Raw genomic sequence first — 19,346 nt, 5'->3', positions numbered from 1 at the left:
TGTTTTGGAGGCTCCTCGCGCTAGCGCTCGTCGCGGACCTTCGCCATGGCCAGCACGTCGAGCCGCTTGTCCAGCTCGGCCTCGGAGAGGTTGTCGCCGATCAGGCCGCGGTCGATGACCGTCTGCCGGATGGTCTTCTTCTCCTTGAGGGCTTCCTTGGCCACCTTGGCGGCTTCTTCGTAGCCGATGGCCGAGTTCAGCGGCGTCACGATCGACGGCGACGACTCCGCCAGCGTGCGCAGGTGGTCCTCGTTGGCGACGAGGCCGTCGATGCACTTGGACGCGAACAGCCGGGACACGTTGGACAGCAGCGTGAAGGACTCCAGCACGTTGCGCGCCATCATCGGGATGTACACGTTCAGCTCGAAGGCACCGGACAGACCGCCGACGGTGACCGCCGCGTCGTTGCCGATGACCTGCGCGGCCACCTGGGTAACCGCTTCGGGCAGAACAGGATTCACCTTGCCCGGCATGATCGAGCTGCCCGGCTGCAGGTCCGGCAGCTGGATTTCGCCGAGGCCGGTCAGCGGGCCCGAGCCCATCCAGCGCACGTCGTTGGCGATCTTGGTCAGCGACACCGCGATGGTCTTCAGCGCGCCGGAGGCCTCGACGAGTCCGTCGCGGGCGGCCTGCGCCTCGAAAGAGTCTGCGGCGGTGCGCAGTTCGGCGATGCCGGTCTGGTTCACCAGCACCTCGACCACCTTGGCGCCGAAGCCGTCGGGGGCGTTCAGGCCGGTGCCGACGGCGGTGCCGCCGATGGCCAGCTCACCCAGGCGGGGCAGCGTCGCCTTGACGCGCTCGATGCCGGCCTCGACCTGGCGGGCGTAGCCGCCGAACTCCTGGCCCAGGGTGACGGGCACGGCGTCCATGAGGTGGGTGCGGCCGGACTTGACGACGGTGCGCCAAGCGCGGGCCTTGTTGGCCAGCGACTCGTGCAGTACCTCGAGTGCCGGGATCAGGTGGCGCACAGCGGCTTCCGTCGCCGCGATGTGCGTGGCGGTGGGGAAGGTGTCGTTGGAGCTCTGCGACATGTTGACGTGGTCGTTGGGGTGGACCTCGACGCCGTTGCGGCCCGCGATCGAGGCGATGACCTCGTTGGCGTTCATGTTCGAGCTGGTGCCCGAACCGGTCTGGAAGACGTCGATGGGGAACTGGTCGTCGTGCAGACCGTCGGCGATCTCACCGGCGGCGGCGATGATGGCGTCGGCCTTGTCGGCGGCCAGCAGACCCAGGTCCTTGTTGACCTGCGCGCAGGCGCCCTTCAGCAGGCCGAGCGCGCGGATCTGAGTGCGCTCCAGGCCGCGGAACGAGATCGGGAAGTTCTCCACCGCTCGTTGCGTCTGCGCGCGCCACAGGGCGTTGATCGGCACCCGGACCTCGCCCATGGTGTCGTGCTCGATGCGGTATTCGACATCGTTGTCGGACATGTGCTCCCTTTTGTTGAGGTGAACGGAATTACGGCAGGGGGTGTGCAGCGGACAGGTCGCCGGTGAAGTCCACTGCGGAGTACTCGTTGAGCTTGGAGAGCCGGTGGTAGGCCTCGATCATCCGGACGGTGCCGGACTTCGAGCGCATCACGATCGACTGGGTGGTGCAACCGCCGGCGAAGTAACGCACGCCGTTGAGCAGGTCGCCGTCGGTGACGCCGGTGGCGCAGAAGAAGACGTTGTCGCCGGCGACCAGGTCTTCGGTGGTCAGCACGCGGTCCAGGTCATAGCCGCGGTCCAGGGCGCGCTGGCGCTCGTCGTCGTCGGTCGGGGCGAGGACGGCCTGGATCGCGCCGCCCATGCAGCGGATGGCGGCCGCGGCGATGATGCCCTCGGGGGTGCCGCCGATGCCGGCCAGGATGTCGGTGCCGGACTCGGGGCGGCAGGCGGAGATGGCGCCGGCGACGTCGCCGTCGGAGATCAGCCGGATGCGGGCGCCGGCCTCGCGGACCTCGCTGATCAGCTGGGCGTGCCGGGGCCGGTCCAGGATGCACACCGTGACGTCGGCCACAGATTCGTTGAGCTTCTTGGCGACCCGGCGGATGTTCTCGCCGATGGGCACCGTGATGTCGATGACGTCGGCCGCGTCGGGTCCGACGGCGATCTTGTTCATGTAGAAGACGGCCGACGGGTCGAACATGGTGCCGCGCTCGGAGACTGCCAGCACCGAGATGGCGTTGGGCATGCCCTTGCTCATCAGGGTGGTGCCGTCGACCGGGTCGACGGCGAAGTCGCAGTCGGGACCGTCGCCGTTGCCGACCTCTTCGCCGTTGTAGAGCATCGGGGCGTGGTCCTTCTCGCCCTCGCCGATGACCACGACACCGCGCATCGATACCGAATTGACCAGCTCACGCATGGCGTCGACGGCCGCGCCGTCACCGCCTTCCTTGTCGCCGCGGCCAACCCAGCGGCCGGCGGCCATGGCCCCGGCTTCAGTGACCCGGACGAGTTCGAGTGCGAGGTTGCGGTCTGGGGCTTCCCGGCGCGAAGGCGTCATGCGCAGATTGTCCCATTAGCCAGTGCGCGTCGGGGAGCTGGGATACTGAGCACCGTGACGTCATCATCCCCGGAACCTGAGGGCCAGCCGCTCCCCGCACCCGAGGTGGTCGCCGAGGGCCAGTCGGTGCCGGTGCCGCGCCCGGCGAAGGACCGGCTGCTGCAGGACGGCCGGGACATGTTCTGGTCGATCGCTCCGCTGGTGGTGGCCTGTATCGCGCTGGCCGGGATGCTCGGGATGTGCTCGTTCGCGCCGCAGGGGCCGGGTAAGGGTCCGGCGCCACAGTACGACGCCCCGGCCGCCCTCAAGGCCGACGCAGCGGTGCTGCACATCCCGATCCGCGTGCCCGAGCTGCCGTCCGGGTGGCACGCCAATTCCGGGTCCCGCGGCAGCATCGAGGCGGGTCGCGTTGACCCCGTCACCAAACAGCCGACGCGGGCGCTGACGTCCAAGGTGGGGTATCTGACCGCCGCAGGCATGTTCGTGGCGCTGACGCAGAGCAACGCCGACGAGGACAAGCTGGTCGCCTCGATCCACAGCGGTATGTACCCGACCGGTGCCCAGGATCTGGGCGGCGTGCACTGGGTGGTCTACGAGGGTGCGGGCGAAGACCAGCAGGGCACCGAGCCGATCTGGACCGCCAAGCTCGACGGGTCGACCGGCCCGGCGCAGGTCGCGGTCAGTGGGTCGGCGGGGCCGGTGGACTATCGGACGCTGGCGGAGGCGACGCAGCAGGCACCGCCACTGCGGTAGTGGGTTGCGATCCGCGCATTCGGGCCCACAGTGCGGCGCTGAGCCGGGATAGGCGCCCCGGTGTCCGGGGTTCGTCGGGTTCCGGTTCGCTCAGCGGAACGCCTTTGTACACAGCGAGATACACGCTGATCGTGGTGACGACGACGATCATCAGCACCGGGCCGATCACCAGTCCCAGGAAACCGAACATCGCGATGCCGGAGAACACCGACAGCAGCATCAGCGCGGAATCCAACCGGGCCGCGCGGGGCACCAGGATCGGCCGGAGCACATTGTCGATATTGGTGACCACCAGGATGTGGAACAGGATCACGAACAGTCCGCCGCCGACATTGCCGAACAATGCCAGGCCGATGCCGAACGGGATGCTGACGATGCCACCGCCCAGCGGAATCACCGACAGGGCACTCAGCAGGATCGCGAAGATGAAAAAACCGTCGTGGAATCCGGCGATATAGATCGAAATCGCGCCTGCCACACCCTGCGCCAGGGCGATGACGAACTGGCCGAGGACCGTCCCGCGCACCATGGCGCCCATCTTGGCCAGGTACAGATCGGTGACCTCTTCGCCGAGCGGATTGAGCCGCCGGATCAGCAGGACCACCTCGTCGCCGTTGACCAGTAGCGAGATGAACACGTACAGGAAGATCACCGCACCGGCCAGCGCGCCGAACAGTCCGCCCGCCGCGTCCTGCAGCACGTTCAGGCCCCATGCGCCGGCGCGCTGCGCGAACGTGACGATCCATTTCTGGAGCGATTCACTCGTCAGCGTCACGTCGTGCAGGTACGGGATTCGTGCCAGCAGGTCGTTGACGGCCTGTAGCGAGCGGGTGCCCAGCGCCCCCATGTCGGTGCGGTTCACCCAGCCCGACACATTGCGGATCATGCTGCTGATCTGAACGATGCCGATGGCGACGGCCCCGCTGATCGGCACGACCACCACGACCAGCGCGGCCAGCAGCGTCAGGGTGGCCGACAACCCGGTGTTCAGCCGCGTCGACAGCCGGCGGAACAACGGGGTGAACAGGTAGGCCACTACCCCGGCGACCATGACCAGCATGAACTGGCTCCGCAGGAAATAGGCGCCGAACCCGACCGCCATGACCGTCGCGATGGCGAGTGCCCGCTTCTGGGTGACCGTGAAATCGGTGTCCATGCGGGTGATTCTGTCGGATTTGTTGCCGATCGCTACCCGGATGCCAGCTTCAGCAGGTGGCTCATGATGTCGGGGTAGCGCTTGAGGTGCGCGCCGCCGTTGAGGTCGAGCACCTCGCCCGTCATCCACGACGATTGCTCCGAACACAGGAAGAGCACGGCGTTCGCGATGTCCTCGGGGGTGCCGGCGCGGCCCAGCGCGGTGTTCTCCACGTACTCGTCGACGACGCCGGGGATCAGTGCCGCGCCTTCGGTCAGTGGGGTGGCTACGAAACCGGGAGCGACGGCGTTGACGCGAATTCCTTTGGGGCCCAACTCCAATGCGGCCACCTCGGTCAGCATGGACAGGCCGGCTTTGGCGGCGCTGTAGGCGCTCATGCCGATGGCCGGCTGGCGTCCGTTGAGCGACGAGATGCACACCAACGACCCGCCCTCGCGGAGTTGGCGGCCGGCGTACTTGGCGACGATGAACGAGCCCGTCAGACAGCAGTCGACGACGGCCCGGAAATCCTCGACGGGCATGTCGACGATGAGTCCGAAGGTCGAGAATCCGGCGCAGCTGACGACGGCGTCGAGCTCACCGACCTGTTCGAAGACGGCAGCGACGGAGGCCTCGTCGGTCACCTCGACGACGACCGACGTGTGCGGTGCGCCGAGTTCGGTGGCGCGGGATTCGGCGAGTTCGGCGTTCCGGTCGGCGATGGTGACGCGGTAGCCCTGCGCGGCGAGGCCTTGGGCGGTGGCCCAGCCGATACCGGATGCCCCACCGACGACGAGGGCGTTGCGCTGTGTGCTCACTGGTTTCTCCTGGCGTGATCGACGGCGGACCCGGCCCAGACGCCGCGGTGTGAACAGATTGTATAATCTGTTCACATCTGTGGCCGATGCGCGTACTCGCTTCGCGTTCCAGTCAGGAGCGTTCGTCGACGAACTCGACCAACTGAGTGAGGTCGACGCCGGTGGCTTCGGGGGTTGCCGACAGTCGTTCGGCCGGCGCGTCGCTGCGATTGACCCAAAAGGTGCGGTAGCCGAATGCTGCGGCGCCCGCCGCGTCCCAGCCGCCGTGCGCGCTGAATGCGATTTGTGTGCGCGGGATGCCGAATGCATCTTCGCCCAGCTGGTATGCGCGGGGGTCGGGTTTGAACGCTTTGACGCGGTCGGTGCTCAAGTGTGGGCAAAAGACATCGTCCAGCCCTGCGTTCGTGACCCAGGAGTCAAGCATCGTCACGGTGGCGTCGGATAGGAAAGCGAGGTGTAGCCCGCGGTCCTTGAACGTGCGGACCGCAGCCGGGGCATCTGGCCATGGTGTCAATCTGAGCCAAGCGCCCATCAACTGTTCGCGACCGGCGGGATTGAGCCGCAGTTTGCACTGCTGTACCGCGAATTCGAGCGCATCCTCGGTGACGGTCCAGAAGTCGGTGTACGTACCCGACAAGGTGCGCAACCAGGTGTATTCGAATTGCCGGACTCGCCATGCTTCGATCAATGTCGTTCCGGCGCCAGGAAATATGTCCTCGGCGGCACTGTCGATTGGCCTGCGATCAAACACGGTAAACGCGTCGAAGGCGACGGCCCGAATGGGGCCAGGTCGGCCCGGAGCGGCCGACGCTGACGGTGACCGGCCGGCGCTCAGGCCGGCCGCGGCCGTGAGGCCGATGAAGCCTCGGCGCGATAAATATGCCTTCATATGCCGTCGGCGAGTGGCAGTCGCACCTCGAAACGTGCACCTGTGTCGAGGTTGTGGGCCGACAAGGTGCCGCGATGGGCCTGCACCAGGCCCGCTGCGATGGCCAGTCCCAAACCGGACCCACTCGGCAGCGACGAATCGGCGCGCGGTACGCGGCCGTTGGACCCCCTGTAGGCGACGTCGAACACTCTCGCCAGATCAGCTTCGTCGATGCCTACTCCCGTGTCGTCGACGCGGGCCCAGGCGCCGTCGGCGTCGCGACCCAGCGTCAGCTCGACGCGGCCCCCTTCCGGGGTATGGGCGATGGCGTTGGCGACCAAGTTGGACAACACCCGAACGAGGGCTCGGTCGCTGCCGATCACGCGGACCGGATATGCCGGCAGCTGAGCGGCCAGCTGTACTCCGGCCCGCTCCGCGGCGATTCGGTGCGCAGCCAGCACATCATCGACCACCTCATCGAGTGCGACGGTGTCGTGCGCCGGTTGGACCGCGCCGGCATTGATCTTCGACATCTCGAACAGGTCGTCGACCATCTCGGACAATCGAATCGATTCCTGCTCAATGTGTTTGGCGTGTGCGCGTACCTCGGCACTGTCCACGAGGCCGTCAGAGATCGCTTCAGACACCGCGCGAATGCCGGCCAGCGGGGTGCGCAAGTCGTGGCTGACAAACGCAACCAGCCGACGCCGCGATTGCTCGGCGGCGCGTTCGGAGGCCCGAATCTCCTGTTCCCACACCGTCCTTCGCGCTTGGTAGCGGGCCAGCATCACTGCCGCGGGAATGGTCACCACGGCGACGATCACCAGCACCACTGCGATCCGCTCGAAAGTCTCAGTGATCATGAAGCCGCTGGCGCCGAGCACGCCGGTGAAGGTCGCAAGGGTCGGAATCAGTACCAGGGCAACCATGCTGACCGCCAGCGACCAGGAGCGAGCCAGGTGGATCAACACGCCGCCGGCTACCACGACGGGAACCGAACAGGCCAGTGCCCAACCGATGATCTCCCACAGGTCAGTTGCCGGCATGGTCGTCGTCTCCCCACAGATAGCCGCGCCCCCATACCGTCTGAATCCGGTGGGCATCACCAAGTTTCGCGCGCAGCCGCTTGATATGCACCGTCACCGTCGACTGATCGCCAAAATCCCACTGCCACACCAGTTTCAAAAGCTGGTCGCGGGAGTACACAGTGCCGGGATGGGTGAGCAGAAACACCAACAGGTCAAATTCACGGTTGGTCAGGCTCACCGCGACGCCGTTGATGGTCACCGAATGCGCGGAAGTCGACACCTGTAGCGCACCGTTCGTGATCTCCAAGGGCCCAGCCAGATCTCGAGCGGGCACCCGCCGTAGCACCGAACGCACACGCAAGGCGAGCTCGCGGGGACTGAATGGTTTGGTGAGGTAGTCGTCGGCGCCGGCCTCCAAGCCGGCGATCCGGTCGTCTTCCTCGCCGAGCGCGGTCAACAGCATCACCGGCAGTCCGTAGCCGTCGCCGCGGCGCATGCTGCGGCACAACGTCAGCCCGTCGGGTCCGGGCATCATGACGTCCAGCACCGCCATGTCGATGCGCTCGGTCTTCAACAGCGCCAGCGCCTCATTGCCGTCACGCGCGATCGACACATCGTGTCCATCGCGCTCCAGATACCGGCGCACCACGTCACGCACGACGGGGTCGTCATCTGCGATCAGTACCCTCGTCACACCCGACAGCCTAGCCCGCCGACAGCTCCGGTCATGGTCTCTACCAGCGCCTATGTCACAGTTTCGTCATCATTTGACCCTTGGCTGCGGCGCACGGCCCGCTTTACCGTCGGATGATGTCCAGCTCTGCGATCACGGTGATCCTGCCGTGTCTGAACGAGGCCGAGTCGCTGCCCGCGATTCTGGCCGTCCTCCCAAACGGATACCGGGCTCTGGTGGTCGACAACAACAGCACCGACGGCACGGCCGCGGTGGCACGCGCCCATGGCGCCGACGTGATCACCGAACTGGAGCCTGGATACGGCGCGGCGGTCCATGCCGGCGTGCTCGCAGCGCAGACGTCGACGGTTGCGGTGCTCGACGCCGACGGGTCGCTGGACCCGCGGGCGTTGCCGTATCTGGTTGCGATGCTCGACCGTGGTGCCGACCTGGTCATCGGGCGGCGCCGCGCGGTTCCCGGACTACGTTGGCACTGGCATGCCCGACTGGGCACCGCCGTGGTGTGTTGGCGATTGCGGACCCGCTACAGGTTGCCGGTGCACGACATTGCGCCCATGCGGGTGGCCCGGCGCGAGGCGCTGCTGGGTCTCGGTATCGCGGATCGTCGATTCGGCTATCCGCTGGAACTGTTGGTGCGTGCGGGGCAGGCGGGCTGGCAGGTGGTTGAAACCGATGTCAGCTATGGCCCGCGCACCGGCGGCGAGTCGAAAGTGAGCGGTTCGTTGCGTGGCAGTTTCTTTGCCGCACTGGACTTTTGGCGGGTGATTTCATGACTGTTCCCGTGACTGTGCTGGTGGTGGCCAAGGCTCCGGTACCTGGTCTGGCGAAGACCCGGTTGGCCCGCACGTTGGGTGCGGAGACAGCCGCTGATCTCGCTGCTGCCGCGCTGCTGGACACCCTGGACGCGGTGGCCGAGGCGCCGGTCGCCGCGCGCGTGGTGGCGTTGACCGGAGATCTTGCCGCGGCACGATGCGCCGCCGTGATCCGGGACCGGCTGGCGGATTTCACCGTTGTTCCGCAGCGTGGCAACGATTTTGGCGAGCGCCTGGCCAACGCGCACCACGATGCGGCGTGTCTCGGATACCCGGTGCTTCAGATCGGCATGGACACTCCGCAGGTCACTGCTGCGCTGCTGACGGCGTGCGCACTTCGATTGCTTCGCGCCGATTCGGTGCTGGGGCCGGCCAGCGACGGTGGCTGGTGGCTGCTGGGCCTGCACAACGGAGTAGGTGCCGACAGTCTGCGTATGGTGCCGATGTCGCAATCCGATACCGGGGCCCGGACACAGGACGCTTTGGCGAACGCCGGCCTGGCAGTGGATCTCGTGGTCGAACTGCGCGATGTCGACGTCATGGACGACATCGCCGCCGTGCGCGCGTGCTGTCCGCAAGGCAGTCGGTTCCGGAGCCTGACCGCTGCGATCGGGGTGTGACGTGTTCGGAAACTTGTATGAGCGAGCTCTGGCAGGGGAGCGGTGCTGGGTCCGCCAGGACGACGGCAGTCGGCAACGTCTGCCCGTGCACAACTGGCTGGGCGGTCGGCGGGCGGATCGAAGGTTCGATCGGGCAGTTCTGGCATTGTGCGACGGGCCGACCATCGACCTCGGGTGCGGACCAGGTCGGCTGGTGGCCGATCTGATCCGGCGCGGCGTGCCGGCGCTCGGCGTCGACCAGTCCGCCACCGCCGTCGAACTTGCCCGGCGCAGCGGCGCTCCGGCGTTGCGCCGCGATGTCTTCGATCCGCTCCCCGGCATGGGCCGCTGGCAGACCGTGCTGCTGGCGGACGGAAACGTCGGGCTGGGCGGTGACCCGACGCGCGTGCTGCGCCGAGCTGCTGATCTGCTGCGGCGCGGAGGCCTGTGCATCGCCGAATTCGACTCGGCCCCAACTGGAGTGATCACTCGATGGGTGCGACTGGAATCGGCGCGGACGGTTGGGCCGTGGTTTCGGTGGGCGACGGTCGGGGTCGACAGTGCGCCCAGGATCGCCGGCGACGCCGGCCTGAAGGTCGTCGATATGCATCCGGTCGGGGACCGGATGCTGGCGAGTCTGGCGTTGCGATGAGCGGCACGACATTGCGCAGCACCGCCGTCACCGCGCGGGTCGGGATGATGCTCGGCATCGCGGTCACGCTGTGTTTCGGCACCGGGTTGATCAGCCACCTCATTCAGCATCCGCAACCGTGGTTCTACTGGCCCGCGCATCCGGTCTGGCTGTACCGGCTGACGCAGGGCACGCACGTCGCCTCCGGTATCGCGGCGATACCGCTGACCGTGGTCAAGCTGTGGTCGGTGTGGCCCAAGCTGTTTGAACGTCCCATCATTGGCGGTGTTGCCAAACAGCTCGAGCGCGCCTCCATCCTGGTGCTGGTCGGGGCGATGTTGTTCGAGCTGTCCACCGGGCTGCTGAACATCGCGCAGTGGTACGTGTTCCGATTCTTTTTCACCACGGCGCATTACGCGGTGGCCTACCTCGCGGCGGGCGCGGTCCTGGTGCACATCGCGGTGAAGCTGCCGGTCATCCGGCGGGCCCTTGGCGAACCGCTCGGCGATGTCGCGGCCGGTGGTGCCGTTGGTCCGACGCGGCGCAGCGTGTTGTGGGGCACCGGTGCGGCCGTTGCAGTCGCGACGTTGGCCACAGCCGGGCAGAGTGTCGGATGGTTGCGCGAGCTGTCGTTGCTGTCGCCACGCTCCGGTAAAGGGCCGCAAGGCATTCCGGTGAACCGCACCGCGATCGCGGCCGGCGTGCTGCAGGCTGCGGCGTCGCCGGCCTATCGGCTCACCATCGTCAACGGCGCCCGCAGTCGAGCGTTCTCGGTGGCGGAATTGAATGCCATGCCGCAGCGGACATTCCACCTGCCGATCGCCTGCGTCGAAGGCTGGAGCGCCGACGCCGAGTGGACCGGCGTCGTGCTCGCGGACCTGATCGCCATGGTGGGTGGGTCGCCGCATGCCGACGTGCGGATGGTTTCGCTGGAGCCGCCCGGCCCCTATTCGCGCACCGTGCTGCCTGCGCGGCATGCCCGGGATGGTCAGACGTTGGTGGCGCTCAAGCTCAATGGGGAAACGCTGCATCCGGACCACGGATACCCATGCCGACTCATCGCGCCGTCGAGACCCGGTGTGTTGCAAACGAAATGGCTGTCCCGAATCGAGGTGATGCAATGAGGGCCACTCGGGTGCTGCTGATGATCTCAGGGCTGGCGCTGGCCGGGTACGGCGCGACCCTGGTGTTCGAGAATCCGCCGGTGATCATGATGCGCATGGCAGTGTGGGCGTTGGTCGCGGTCGCCGTGCACGACGTGGTGTTCGCCCCGCTGTGTGTGGCACTGGGCTTCGCGGCACGCCGGATACTTCCGGTGAGTTGGCAGGCGCCGGTCGCGGTGGCCGCTTTGTGTTCCGTGGTGCTTGGCCTGCTTGCGATCCCGGTCTTCGACAAGCCGGGCATGCATCTGGACAACATGACCGCACTGGATCGTGATTACCATGCCGGACTGTGGATTTCGCTGGCCGTGGTGTGGGTGTGTGTGCCCGGCTATCTGGTGGCCAGACGGCTGTTACCAGTTCGTCAGAATCTGGTGGTTGAGGGCCAGCGCGCCGATGACGTTGGCGGCGAGCCACCAGCGCCGTGATGGCGCAGGCAGTAGTGCGCCGGCGGCGGTCAGCCAGACCGTGAACGGCAGCCAGATCCGTTCGGTCTCAGCCTTGCTCAGCATGCTCAGGTCGGCACATATGATCGCCAACAGCGCGGCGAGTAGTAACAGGTGGATGCCGCTTCGGCGGCGGAGCGCGGCGCGATCGAAAGCCAGGCTCAATCCGGCAACGCTGCCTAGTCCGATGGCGCACACCACAGAAGCCAGATTCGCCCACGACCAGTACTGGAATGGGCGGTTCAAGGCGATACCTTGCCAATACCGTTGCTGTACCAAGGTATAACCGTCGAACCACCAGAAGCCCGTCGTAGCGAAGGTGCCGAGCACGGCCAGCGCCGCCACCGCTGCGGGCGCGAGGACCCGGACCGCTGTGCGGAGGTCCGGCGCCGTGATCAGCACCGCGACGGCCGGTATCGCCATGAGGCCGAGGCCGTAGTTCAGGAAGATGCCCCAGCCCAGCAGCAGGCCCGCGCCGGCGCCGGTGAGGGTCGGGTGTCGGTTACGCGTCGCGAGCGCCAGTAGAGCGATTCCCCAGGCGGCGACACCGGCGTAGTAACCGTCGGCGGACACGGCAATCCAGATGGCGGTCGGGGCGACTGCAACGAAGGGTGCGGCGGCTCGGGCCGTCGCCTCGCCGGACAGGACGCGCAGCGTCACGACGATGGCTGCCGCGGCACTGGTCCCGATCAACAGGCACCAGAGGCCGGCCCAGGCGCCGCCGCCCAGCCCGATGCGATCCAGCCACACAAAGGTCAGCAATGCACCGGGTGGGTGGCCCGAAACGTGTGTGATCCACGAATGTGGTTGGTAATCGAGGATTCTGGACGAGAAGGTGCGCAATGCCTCAGGGATGTCGGTGATGGTCGGCACCTGCCGGAGATATTCGTGCTGCGCCGTCAGGCGCCCTGCGAAACCCCGCTGCCAGCCGTCGACCATGGCCAACGAGAAGGCCCAGGCACACGACACCGTCCATGCGGTCAGTGGTACTGCGCGCCACGGTAATCGCGCGGCGACCGTCTGTCCCCACAGCACCGCGGCTGTTGCGATCAGCACTGCCGGTGCCGTACCCCAGCCGATGTGCGCGTTCCACCAGCCGAAGATGGGTGCAGTCTGTGCGAAACTGCGGATCTGGGCTGGGGTGCTGTTGATCAGTGGGGTGACGATCCCCAGGTGCAGTTGCGGTACCGCGAACGCGACGGCCACGAGCGTCAGCCCTACGACGGCGGCCGTTGCTGTCCTTCGGCGAATGTTCACGGCTGCCAGCCTAAGAGTGGGCTGCCGGTGAAACGGTGACGATTCGATGACCCATCGAAGCGTCACGCGGGAGATTCCAGGATCCAGCACACGTCGACTGTCGATGAAGATTGGTCACCGCGGGTCCGGCCCAAAAGTGCCTTCAGCCTCCTCTCCAAAGCAGCCAGCTCGCTGATCTGCGTCTGCACGGTTGCCAGTCGTTGCGTCAGTAGCTCATTCACCCGGGTACACGGTGCTAGACCTTGATCATGCAGGTCCAGAATGTCGCGCACCTGGGCCAGGGTCAGCCCGGCGCCTTGCGCGCTGCGGACGAATCGCAGCCGTCCCACCACGTCCGGACTGTAGTCACGGTAACCATTGCGAAGTCGTCGAGGTGACGGAAGCAGTCCCTGCGATTCGTAGAACCGCAATGTCTTCGCGGGGACGCCACTGAGCCGGGCGACTTCACTGATGAGCATCTGTGACTCCTTGACCTTCCATCATGGGAGAACGTTCACGATGGTGTCAGGTACCGGAGCACGTCCGGACCTGGATTGTCGAAAGGACCGATTCCCCAATGGATCCCACGGAGATGGCCAATTGTTGCGAGATGATGCTGCACGCGATGATGGACGACTCATGCTGCCCGACGCCTCCTCCTCCGCCACCCGGGAGATGAGCGCACCTGTGCCCACCGCCTGTGAATTCGAGAGTACGATGGGACCTTCGTGAATGGCTCGGAGCTTGTGTCCAACTTGCGGATAGAGCTATTGGTCACCGTCGACTGCCCGCGCCACGCACTTGCGAATGCGCTGTTGCGGGTAACCCTTGACCGACTTGGATTGGGCCACATCACTGTGCATACCACGGTGATTGATACCCCTGCCGGCGCAGTCCGGCGGGGTTTCACCGGGTCTCCAACGATTCTGATCAATGGCGCAGACCCGTGGCCGCCGGTTGAATCGCAGTCAGCGATCGCCTGTCGGCTGTACCCGACAGTCGACGGGCTGCCCGATCAGCAGGAACTTGCCGCGGCTTTGCACGCTGCGGTCGTGGCGTCCATGAATGGCGCGGTTGCCGACCAGTAATGTACTGCACAGTACTGTTACTGTACTAGTAAGTACATTATTGATTGGTCGCCCGGAGTGGGCGTTCATCGCATCGTGGAAGGACGAGCCGTTGTCTGTTCAACCCGCGGCCATATCGAGCCGTGTCAGCAGGTTGGGTCAGGCAGTGGCCCGGTACGGATTGGTCCTCGTCCTGGCGTGGATCGGTGTGGGCAAGTTCGTCAAGATGGAAGCCCACGTGCTGATTGAGCACAACCCGCTGATGTCCTGGATCTACCTGGTGCTCAGTCACAGTGCGGTGGCGATGGCGCTAGGTACTGCCGAGATCCTCGCCGCGGTGCTGATCGCACTGCATCGGGTGTGGCCACTGCTGTCCGCCGTCGGCAGCGCGATGGCGGTGGTGCTGTTCGTCGGAACGCTGAGCTTCCTGTTCACCACGCCGGGTCTGGTGGTTGGGCATGCGGGCCCGATCCCGATTTTGGGCGCTCTACCAGGCCAGTTTCTGCTGAAGGATCTGGTGCTCATCGGAGTGGCCATCTGGACCTTGGGTGATGCGCTCGACGGTCGTCGGGTGCCACCCGCCGCGAAGCAGAGCTCGGGTGGCTGACCATGGACGGCAACACATCATTGTTCTGCAGTACGTCTCTGGCCGGCCGAATCGAACACGCTGAGGCGCAGCTCATTGCACTCGCGAGTGCACCCGCCCGGCAGCGCGACAGATCGGGATTCGCCACTCCGCTGGGTGGCGGAATGGCATGTTTCGCTGAACCTGGCTCACCGATGAACAAAGTGGTCGGACTGGGTTTCGATGGTGCACTGGACCCGGCAGCTCTCGCCGCTATCGAGCTGGAATATGCGATACGCGAAACGCCCACGCAGATAGAACTTTCCAGTCTCGCCGACCGCGAGGTCGCGTTACTGCTGTCGCGCCGCGGTTATCAGCTCGTCGCAAACGAGTGCGTCCTCGGTCGGCGCCTTGACCGTGTGCCACCGGTGGCGACCTCACCGGGGATCGACGTACGGGTATGCAGCCCAGAAGAATTCGATGCCTGGGTAGATGTCGTGGTAGCTGGCACGGCTCATCCTGACGACGAGGGTGTGGGTTTCCATGAGCAATTCTCCGACGATGTCATCGAGCGGGACGAACGCGACTTCTACGATGCCGGCGCCACGATGTACATCGGTTTGTGTGACGGCGTGATTGCCGGTGGCGCGAGCATGATGGTGACCGACGGCATTGCTCAATTCACCGGTGCAGCAACCGCTCCCGCGTATCGTCGCCGCGGAATACAGAACGCCCTATTGGCACGACGCCTGGCCGATGCCGCGGAAGCCGGTTGCGATATCGCTGTGATCACCACGGCGCCCGGCTCCAAATCGCAAGAGAACGCACAACGTCGCGGCTTCCAACTGTTGTACACCCGCGCCATGTTGATAAAGCCGGTTGACGGCTCGATCCAGGCGTCAGGCTGCGGTGAAAATGGGAGCGGTACTTGGAAGTTGGTGTCTGCGCAGGGAACGTGCGTCAGCAGTGAAACCGCAGGCACGGATTTTGCAGAGCCGGTGAGGATCGTGCCGTTCGGCGGAGACCGGCGGGCTCTCATCGATCTGTTCCGGCTGGCCGAAGATTCCGAGCGCAAACTTGACGGCTACGTCGGTGCAGGGCGCGTATGGGTCGCCATGCGCGGATCGGTCGAAGTCGTCGGACACATCCAAGTCATCGTGAGTGATCACGGCGAAACATGGGAGGTGGCCAACATGGCCGTCGCTGTGCCGCACCGCGGTGCCGGCGTCGGGCGCCGCCTGCTCGAGCAGGTGATCGATGACGCCCGCGCCGGCGGTGCCCGACGAGTCCAATTGGCCACTGCGACAGCAGATATTGGCAATCTACGTTTCTACCAGCGCTGCGGATTCCGGCTCGGTCGCGTAGTGTATGACGCCTTCGGCCCGCACTCGGGCTACCCGGCCGGCACGGCATCACACGGGATTGCCGTGCGCGACCAGGTGTGGTTCGAGCGCGTGTTGTAGCGGCGCAGCATGCCGGCCGGCATGCTGCGCCGCGTGAGACCTATTTTGCGTTCGGGCAGGTGATATCGACGTAGGCGGTGTCGAACCGCGCGGGTTCCATGAGTGTCATGCCGTCTGCCTGCATCGTTACGCGCAGGCCGGAGATGCTGGTGACCTTGCATTCGGACAACGGGACGTTGGGGTGCCCTTCGAGCCAGTTGAACGAGACGTTGTAGCCCGCGGATTGCAACTCCTGGACAGCGGTGCTGGCAGGTCCGTCGCCGGGTGTGGGCAGGATCGGTGGGTTGGCCGAGGCGTTCGGCGCGGCCGCGAAGGCTACGGCGGCGCCGGCGATGACGGTCCAGCGGGCGGCTTTGCCCAAGCTCGGTGTGACGGTGTTGCTCATGATGTGCGCTCCTCGTTTGGTTGTTGGGGTCGTGGCCCATTCGCCGATTGAGTGTTGGCGAAGGCCCACTCCGTTACGGATCGCCGCGCGACGGGACTTTCTGACGATTTTGTGACGCGCGGTTGCCGGCGGACTTTCCCCGTAACGACCGGGCCGTCGGGCCACACCCACCGACAGCTGATTCACGTCGCCGCTCTTGGCGGCCAGCCGAACGAAAGGCTCAACAAATATGGCAAAGCGCATCAGTGCATTACGCGCAGGATCGTCCGCGATCGTCGCGCTGGGACTTATTACCGCGTGTTCGACCGGTGCCACGGAACGGCCCGCATCTACTGGCGCACCCGCCGCGATGCCGGCCTCCGTGACGTTCATGGCCGATGTCCACGAGGAGCGGGGCGACACTATGGCGATGGCTGTCGCCGTTGAGGGCGCAAATGTGGTGGCGTACGCAACCAACGGCAGCAACGACGAGGCCTACTTTTTCGGCACTCAAAAGGACGGCCGTATGGATCTGATGTCCATGTATGGCGACAATCTGAAGGCATCGTTCGACGGCGGCAGGCTGACCGGCGAGGTGACGATGAACGAGCCCCGGGTGGCGTCGGTGAAATTCACCGCGTCGTCGGTGGCGGCTCCCGCAGGGTTGTACACCGCAACCCACGACGGCGCACGTGCCAGCTGGGTAGTGCGTCCGGACCACACGATGACCGGGGTCATGGACAACAGTGCTCCCGGTAATCACAAGGTGACCGATGCGGTCATGGCACGTAGTCAGGCATTCAAGGACAGCGTCCGCCAGATGCGGCTCGACCGGCAACTCCATCAGGCGCCGCCGATGGCATACGGGACGTGGTCGATGCCGATGGGTGGCTCGATGATGAAAGCGGTTCGCGTTACCGGAGATATGGCGTTCTAGGACGCCAGCGTTACGTGTGGGCCGCCGGATGTGCCTGTCCTGCGGCCCACACGCCCGTAGTACGCGCGGCCAGAAGTCGGGCAGCCGTAACGTTCGGGCGCCGGCGACCCACTCAGTTCTGTGATCGTCGGCGGGCAGGCCGCCGCGAGACAGCCGAAAGAGGTAAACCAATGACCGCGACGAACATTCGGGCCCGGGTTGAATCATCGACAACAGAGGCCATAGTGAGTCGAATCGCCGGCCATCTCGCTCGCTACGGGCTTGTCATCGTGATCGGGTGGATCGGCTTACTGAAATTCACTTCGTATGAGGCGCAAGGTATTCAGCCGCTCGTCGCGCACAGCCCGTTCATGAGCTGGCTGTACGACATCTTCTCCGTGACGACGTTCTCGTCGCTGCTCGGCGTGCTCGAGGTTGGCACTGCGGTGTTGCTTGCCGTCAAGCCGTGGTGGCCGAAGGTGTCGGCTGTCGGCAGCCTGGTCGCGGTCGGGCTGTTCGTTGCGACCATCAGTTTCCTGTTCACCACGCCCGGGATCGGCGAGTCGGCGGCCGGCGGCTTCCCGGCGCTGTCGATGACGGGCCAGTTCCTGATCAAAGACGTTGCACTGCTTGGCCTTGCGGCCTGGACACTGGCCGACGCGCTGCATGCCGGGCGGGAGGGCGAACGTGCCTGACAACCCTGTCGGCTTCGAAGGTCTGCGTGCGTTGTTCATCAATTGCACACTCAAGAGGTCGCCCGAGGTGAGCAACACCGATGGTCTCATCGACATCAGCAGTCGCATCATGTCAGCCAACGGAGTCGCCGTCGAGGTGGTGCGCGCCGTCGACCACGACATCGCCACCGGCGTGTGGCCCGACATGCGCGAGCACGGGTGGGCGACCGACGACTGGCCGGCGATCTTCGACAAGGTGCTGGCCGCTGACATTCTGGTGCTCGCCGGCCCGATCTGGTTGGGCGACAACAGTTCTGTGATGAAGCAAGTACACGAACGGCTCTATGGCGGCTCGCATCTGCTCAACCACGCCGGGCAGTACCTCTACTACGGACGGGTCGGCGGTTGCCTGATCACCGGCAACGAGGACGGTGTCAAGCACTGCGCGCAGAACGTGCTCTACACCTTGCAACACATCGGGTACACCATTCCGCCGCAGGCCGACGCCGGCTGGATCGGTGAAGCGGGTCCGGGCCCGTCCTATCTGGACCCGGGCTCGGGCGGGCCGGAGAACGACTTCACCAACCGCAACACCACGTTCATGACGTGGAACCTGATGCACCTGGCACGGATGCTGCGCGCCGGCGGCGGCATCCCCGCCTACGGCAATGTGCGATCAGGATGGGACGCCGGTTGCCGGTACGACTTCACCAATCCGGAGTACCGCTGAGCGACTATGCTCCCGGTCATCATGACCAGGATCGCAGGTGACGAAGGTGCGCTCGTCGCCGCGTTGCAACGCGGCGACGAGTCGGCTTTCGCCGAACTCGTGGACCGGCATACACCGGCGCTGCTACGGGTCGCACAGGGTTACGTACCCTCCCGTGAGATCGCCGAAGACGTCGTGCAAGACACCTGGATCGCGTTGCTCAAGGGGATCGGTTCGTTCGAGGGCAGGTCGTCGTTGCGTACTTGGCTTTTCGCGATTCTGATCAATATCGCCAAGAACCGGGGTATCCGTGAGCGGCGGGATGCCGATCTGGCGGTGACGGCGTTCACTGGTGGCACCGTCGACCCGGCCCGCTTTCGCGGCACCGACGACCCGCATCCCGGCCATTGGCTGCCGACCGCAGTGCCGGCCCCGTTTCCGGACACCCCTGAGGGTTCGGTCCTCGGCAAGGAATTGATCATGGTGGCGCGACGGGGACTCGACAATCTTCCCGAACGCCAGCGCGTCGTGGTGACGATGCGTGACATGCTGGGATTGGACTCCGACGAAGTCTGCGAACTGCTCGAGATCAGCGCTGCCAATCAGCGCGTCTTGCTCCACCGAGGCCGAGCCGCCGTCCGGCAGGTGCTCGAGGACTATTTGAGGGATACCGCATGACCACCAACCCGATGGACTGCAACGAGCTTGTCGAGTTGGTGACTGCCTACCTCGACGGCAGCCTTGATCTGGAGGACCGGGCACGCTTTGACATGCACCTGCTCGAATGCGACGGCTGCGAAAACTACCTCCAGCAGTTCCGCAGCACCGTCGCCACCGTCGGCAAGATCGGCACCGACGAACTTGACCCGGAGTTCCGGCATCGGCTCATCGACGCATTTCGCAACTGGCGCTGAGGGTGTAGGA

General features: G+C 65.6%; 24 protein-coding genes. 14 read left to right on the top strand and 10 right to left on the bottom strand.

Features of this window, described 5'->3' with window-relative positions; all coding sequences use genetic code 11:
- Nucleotides 1–20: 20 nt before the first annotated feature.
- Both A7G45_RS31300 and glpX read right to left on the bottom strand, forming a co-directional pair.
- Complete coding sequence (locus tag A7G45_RS31300) at nucleotides 21–1,427, bottom strand: class II fumarate hydratase (RefSeq protein ID WP_043395744.1); 1,407 nt, start codon at nucleotides 1,425–1,427, stop codon at nucleotides 21–23.
- A 28-nt stretch (nucleotides 1,428–1,455) separates the two neighbouring features.
- Nucleotides 1,456–2,484, bottom strand: a complete 1,029-nt coding sequence (glpX, locus tag A7G45_RS31295) for a class II fructose-bisphosphatase (RefSeq protein WP_043395742.1) — start codon at nucleotides 2,482–2,484, stop codon at nucleotides 1,456–1,458.
- Between the two features lie 54 nt (nucleotides 2,485–2,538).
- Between glpX and A7G45_RS31290 the strand changes: the two genes are divergently transcribed.
- The gene (locus A7G45_RS31290; RefSeq protein WP_377042167.1) at nucleotides 2,539–3,237 is read left to right on the top strand and encodes a DUF4245 domain-containing protein; all 699 of its coding nucleotides are present in this window, start codon (nucleotides 2,539–2,541) and stop codon (nucleotides 3,235–3,237) included.
- Here the strand turns inward: A7G45_RS31290 and A7G45_RS31285 are convergent.
- From A7G45_RS31285 to A7G45_RS31265, 5 genes are all read right to left on the bottom strand, one after another.
- On the bottom strand, nucleotides 3,164–4,393 hold the full coding sequence (locus A7G45_RS31285; RefSeq protein WP_260943241.1) for an AI-2E family transporter: 1,230 nt from the start codon (nucleotides 4,391–4,393) through the stop codon (nucleotides 3,164–3,166). The two genes, A7G45_RS31290 and A7G45_RS31285, sit on opposite strands and share 74 nt — an antisense overlap.
- A gap of 32 nt (nucleotides 4,394–4,425) precedes the next feature.
- Nucleotides 4,426–5,190 (bottom strand): SDR family NAD(P)-dependent oxidoreductase, encoded by a 765-nt coding sequence (locus tag A7G45_RS31280; protein ID WP_133763427.1) that lies wholly within the window; start codon nucleotides 5,188–5,190, stop codon nucleotides 4,426–4,428.
- Between the two features lie 112 nt (nucleotides 5,191–5,302).
- The gene (locus A7G45_RS31275) at nucleotides 5,303–6,079 is read right to left on the bottom strand and encodes a haloacid dehalogenase type II (RefSeq protein ID WP_260943239.1); all 777 of its coding nucleotides are present in this window, start codon (nucleotides 6,077–6,079) and stop codon (nucleotides 5,303–5,305) included.
- Entirely contained in the window at nucleotides 6,076–7,104 is a 1,029-nt protein-coding gene (locus A7G45_RS31270; protein WP_260943238.1) for a sensor histidine kinase, read from the bottom strand. The genes A7G45_RS31275 and A7G45_RS31270 overlap by 4 nt, the downstream gene beginning before the upstream one ends.
- A complete protein-coding gene (locus A7G45_RS31265; protein WP_260943236.1) occupies nucleotides 7,091–7,780 on the bottom strand; it encodes a response regulator transcription factor in 690 nt (229 codons plus the stop codon). The genes A7G45_RS31270 and A7G45_RS31265 overlap by 14 nt, the downstream gene beginning before the upstream one ends.
- Nucleotides 7,781–7,896: 116 nt before the next feature.
- Here A7G45_RS31265 and A7G45_RS31260 point away from each other — a divergent pair, with 116 nt between their 5' ends.
- Genes A7G45_RS31260 through A7G45_RS31240 form a run of 5 tightly spaced genes read left to right on the top strand, consistent with a single transcriptional unit; the run spans nucleotide 7,897 to nucleotide 11,410 of the window.
- On the top strand, nucleotides 7,897–8,553 hold the full coding sequence (locus A7G45_RS31260; RefSeq protein WP_260943234.1) for a glycosyltransferase family 2 protein: 657 nt from the start codon (nucleotides 7,897–7,899) through the stop codon (nucleotides 8,551–8,553).
- Nucleotides 8,550–9,212: a TIGR04282 family arsenosugar biosynthesis glycosyltransferase gene (locus A7G45_RS31255; protein ID WP_260943232.1), complete on the top strand. Its 663-nt coding sequence runs from the start codon at nucleotides 8,550–8,552 to the stop codon at nucleotides 9,210–9,212. The genes A7G45_RS31260 and A7G45_RS31255 overlap by 4 nt, the downstream gene beginning before the upstream one ends.
- A gap of 1 nt (nucleotide 9,213) precedes the next feature.
- Nucleotides 9,214–9,843, top strand: coding sequence for a methyltransferase domain-containing protein (locus A7G45_RS31250; protein ID WP_260943231.1), 630 nt, complete (start codon nucleotides 9,214–9,216; stop codon nucleotides 9,841–9,843).
- Nucleotides 9,840–10,946 (top strand): molybdopterin-dependent oxidoreductase, encoded by a 1,107-nt coding sequence (locus A7G45_RS31245; RefSeq protein WP_260943229.1) that lies wholly within the window; start codon nucleotides 9,840–9,842, stop codon nucleotides 10,944–10,946. Before A7G45_RS31250 ends, A7G45_RS31245 begins: the two co-directional genes overlap by 4 nt.
- Nucleotides 10,943–11,410 (top strand): hypothetical protein, encoded by a 468-nt coding sequence (locus A7G45_RS31240; protein ID WP_260943227.1) that lies wholly within the window; start codon nucleotides 10,943–10,945, stop codon nucleotides 11,408–11,410. The genes A7G45_RS31245 and A7G45_RS31240 overlap by 4 nt, the downstream gene beginning before the upstream one ends.
- On the opposite strand, the gene A7G45_RS31235 is transcribed toward A7G45_RS31240, so the two are convergent.
- Together A7G45_RS31235 and A7G45_RS31230 are read right to left on the bottom strand one after the other, a co-directional pair.
- Nucleotides 11,336–12,685 (bottom strand): hypothetical protein, encoded by a 1,350-nt coding sequence (locus A7G45_RS31235; RefSeq protein WP_260943225.1) that lies wholly within the window; start codon nucleotides 12,683–12,685, stop codon nucleotides 11,336–11,338. The genes A7G45_RS31240 and A7G45_RS31235 overlap by 75 nt on opposite strands.
- 62 nt (nucleotides 12,686–12,747) lie before the next feature.
- A complete protein-coding gene (locus A7G45_RS31230; protein ID WP_260943224.1) occupies nucleotides 12,748–13,143 on the bottom strand; it encodes a heavy metal-responsive transcriptional regulator in 396 nt (131 codons plus the stop codon).
- Nucleotides 13,144–13,392: 249 nt separating this feature from the next.
- Between A7G45_RS31230 and A7G45_RS31225 the strand changes: the two genes are divergently transcribed.
- The 3 genes from A7G45_RS31225 to A7G45_RS32620 all read left to right on the top strand — a co-directional run bounded on the left by A7G45_RS31225 (nucleotide 13,393) and on the right by A7G45_RS32620 (nucleotide 15,759).
- The gene (locus tag A7G45_RS31225) at nucleotides 13,393–13,752 is read left to right on the top strand and encodes a hypothetical protein (protein WP_260943222.1); all 360 of its coding nucleotides are present in this window, start codon (nucleotides 13,393–13,395) and stop codon (nucleotides 13,750–13,752) included.
- Nucleotides 13,753–13,843: 91 nt separating this feature from the next.
- Nucleotides 13,844–14,338 carry a DUF417 family protein gene (locus A7G45_RS31220; protein WP_260943221.1) on the top strand — a complete coding sequence of 165 codons (495 nt, stop codon included), beginning with the start codon at nucleotides 13,844–13,846 and terminating at the stop codon, nucleotides 14,336–14,338.
- A 2-nt stretch (nucleotides 14,339–14,340) separates the two neighbouring features.
- On the top strand, nucleotides 14,341–15,759 hold the full coding sequence (locus tag A7G45_RS32620; RefSeq protein ID WP_308204189.1) for a GNAT family N-acetyltransferase: 1,419 nt from the start codon (nucleotides 14,341–14,343) through the stop codon (nucleotides 15,757–15,759).
- Nucleotides 15,760–15,799: 40 nt separating this feature from the next.
- Here A7G45_RS32620 and A7G45_RS31205 read toward each other — a convergent pair whose 3' ends face one another.
- Nucleotides 15,800–16,516 (bottom strand): hypothetical protein, encoded by a 717-nt coding sequence (locus A7G45_RS31205; protein WP_260943219.1) that lies wholly within the window; start codon nucleotides 16,514–16,516, stop codon nucleotides 15,800–15,802.
- 37 nt (nucleotides 16,517–16,553) lie between these two features.
- Here A7G45_RS31205 and A7G45_RS31200 point away from each other — a divergent pair, with 37 nt between their 5' ends.
- From A7G45_RS31200 to A7G45_RS31180, 5 genes are all read left to right on the top strand, one after another.
- Entirely contained in the window at nucleotides 16,554–17,060 is a 507-nt protein-coding gene (locus A7G45_RS31200) for a hypothetical protein (protein ID WP_260943218.1), read from the top strand.
- 170 nt (nucleotides 17,061–17,230) lie between these two features.
- The gene (locus A7G45_RS31195; protein ID WP_260943216.1) at nucleotides 17,231–17,734 is read left to right on the top strand and encodes a YkgB family protein; all 504 of its coding nucleotides are present in this window, start codon (nucleotides 17,231–17,233) and stop codon (nucleotides 17,732–17,734) included.
- Entirely contained in the window at nucleotides 17,727–18,443 is a 717-nt protein-coding gene (locus A7G45_RS31190) for a flavodoxin family protein (protein WP_377042170.1), read from the top strand. The genes A7G45_RS31195 and A7G45_RS31190 overlap by 8 nt, the downstream gene beginning before the upstream one ends.
- A 21-nt stretch (nucleotides 18,444–18,464) precedes the next feature.
- A complete protein-coding gene (locus tag A7G45_RS31185; protein ID WP_260943213.1) occupies nucleotides 18,465–19,100 on the top strand; it encodes an RNA polymerase sigma factor in 636 nt (211 codons plus the stop codon).
- Nucleotides 19,097–19,336 carry an anti-sigma factor family protein gene (locus tag A7G45_RS31180; RefSeq protein WP_260943211.1) on the top strand — a complete coding sequence of 80 codons (240 nt, stop codon included), beginning with the start codon at nucleotides 19,097–19,099 and terminating at the stop codon, nucleotides 19,334–19,336. The genes A7G45_RS31185 and A7G45_RS31180 overlap by 4 nt, the downstream gene beginning before the upstream one ends.
- Nucleotides 19,337–19,346 lie beyond the last annotated feature (10 nt).

The sequence above is a fragment of the Mycolicibacterium llatzerense genome, assembly GCF_025331195.1.
GTDB classification, from domain to species: domain Bacteria; phylum Actinomycetota; class Actinomycetes; order Mycobacteriales; family Mycobacteriaceae; genus Mycobacterium; species Mycobacterium llatzerense.
This window is presented reverse-complemented; position numbering and strand designations above follow the sequence as displayed.

Bases quoted from the DNA above. Each gene is read 5' to 3' on its own strand.
- A7G45_RS31300 (WP_043395744.1), bottom strand. From the start codon at position 1,427: ATGTCCGACAACGATGTCGAATACCGCATCGAGCACGACACCATGGGC.
- glpX (WP_043395742.1), bottom strand. From the start codon at position 2,484: ATGACGCCTTCGCGCCGGGAAGCCCCAGACCGCAACCTCGCACTCGAA.
- A7G45_RS31285 (WP_260943241.1), bottom strand. From the start codon at position 4,393: ATGGACACCGATTTCACGGTCACCCAGAAGCGGGCACTCGCCATCGCG.
- A7G45_RS31275 (WP_260943239.1), bottom strand. From the start codon at position 6,079: ATGAAGGCATATTTATCGCGCCGAGGCTTCATCGGCCTCACGGCCGCG.
- A7G45_RS31270 (WP_260943238.1), bottom strand. From the start codon at position 7,104: ATGCCGGCAACTGACCTGTGGGAGATCATCGGTTGGGCACTGGCCTGT.
- A7G45_RS31260 (WP_260943234.1), top strand. From the start codon at position 7,897: ATGTCCAGCTCTGCGATCACGGTGATCCTGCCGTGTCTGAACGAGGCC.
- A7G45_RS31255 (WP_260943232.1), top strand. From the start codon at position 8,550: ATGACTGTTCCCGTGACTGTGCTGGTGGTGGCCAAGGCTCCGGTACCT.
- A7G45_RS31245 (WP_260943229.1), top strand. From the start codon at position 9,840: ATGAGCGGCACGACATTGCGCAGCACCGCCGTCACCGCGCGGGTCGGG.
- A7G45_RS31240 (WP_260943227.1), top strand. From the start codon at position 10,943: ATGAGGGCCACTCGGGTGCTGCTGATGATCTCAGGGCTGGCGCTGGCC.
- A7G45_RS31230 (WP_260943224.1), bottom strand. From the start codon at position 13,143: ATGCTCATCAGTGAAGTCGCCCGGCTCAGTGGCGTCCCCGCGAAGACA.
- A7G45_RS32620 (WP_308204189.1), top strand. From the start codon at position 14,341: ATGGACGGCAACACATCATTGTTCTGCAGTACGTCTCTGGCCGGCCGA.
- A7G45_RS31205 (WP_260943219.1), bottom strand. From the start codon at position 16,516: ATGAACGTCACGGAGGCCGGCATCGCGGCGGGTGCGCCAGTAGATGCG.
- A7G45_RS31200 (WP_260943218.1), top strand. From the start codon at position 16,554: ATGGCTGTCGCCGTTGAGGGCGCAAATGTGGTGGCGTACGCAACCAAC.
- A7G45_RS31195 (WP_260943216.1), top strand. From the start codon at position 17,231: ATGACCGCGACGAACATTCGGGCCCGGGTTGAATCATCGACAACAGAG.
- A7G45_RS31185 (WP_260943213.1), top strand. From the start codon at position 18,465: ATGACCAGGATCGCAGGTGACGAAGGTGCGCTCGTCGCCGCGTTGCAA.
- A7G45_RS31180 (WP_260943211.1), top strand. From the start codon at position 19,097: ATGACCACCAACCCGATGGACTGCAACGAGCTTGTCGAGTTGGTGACT.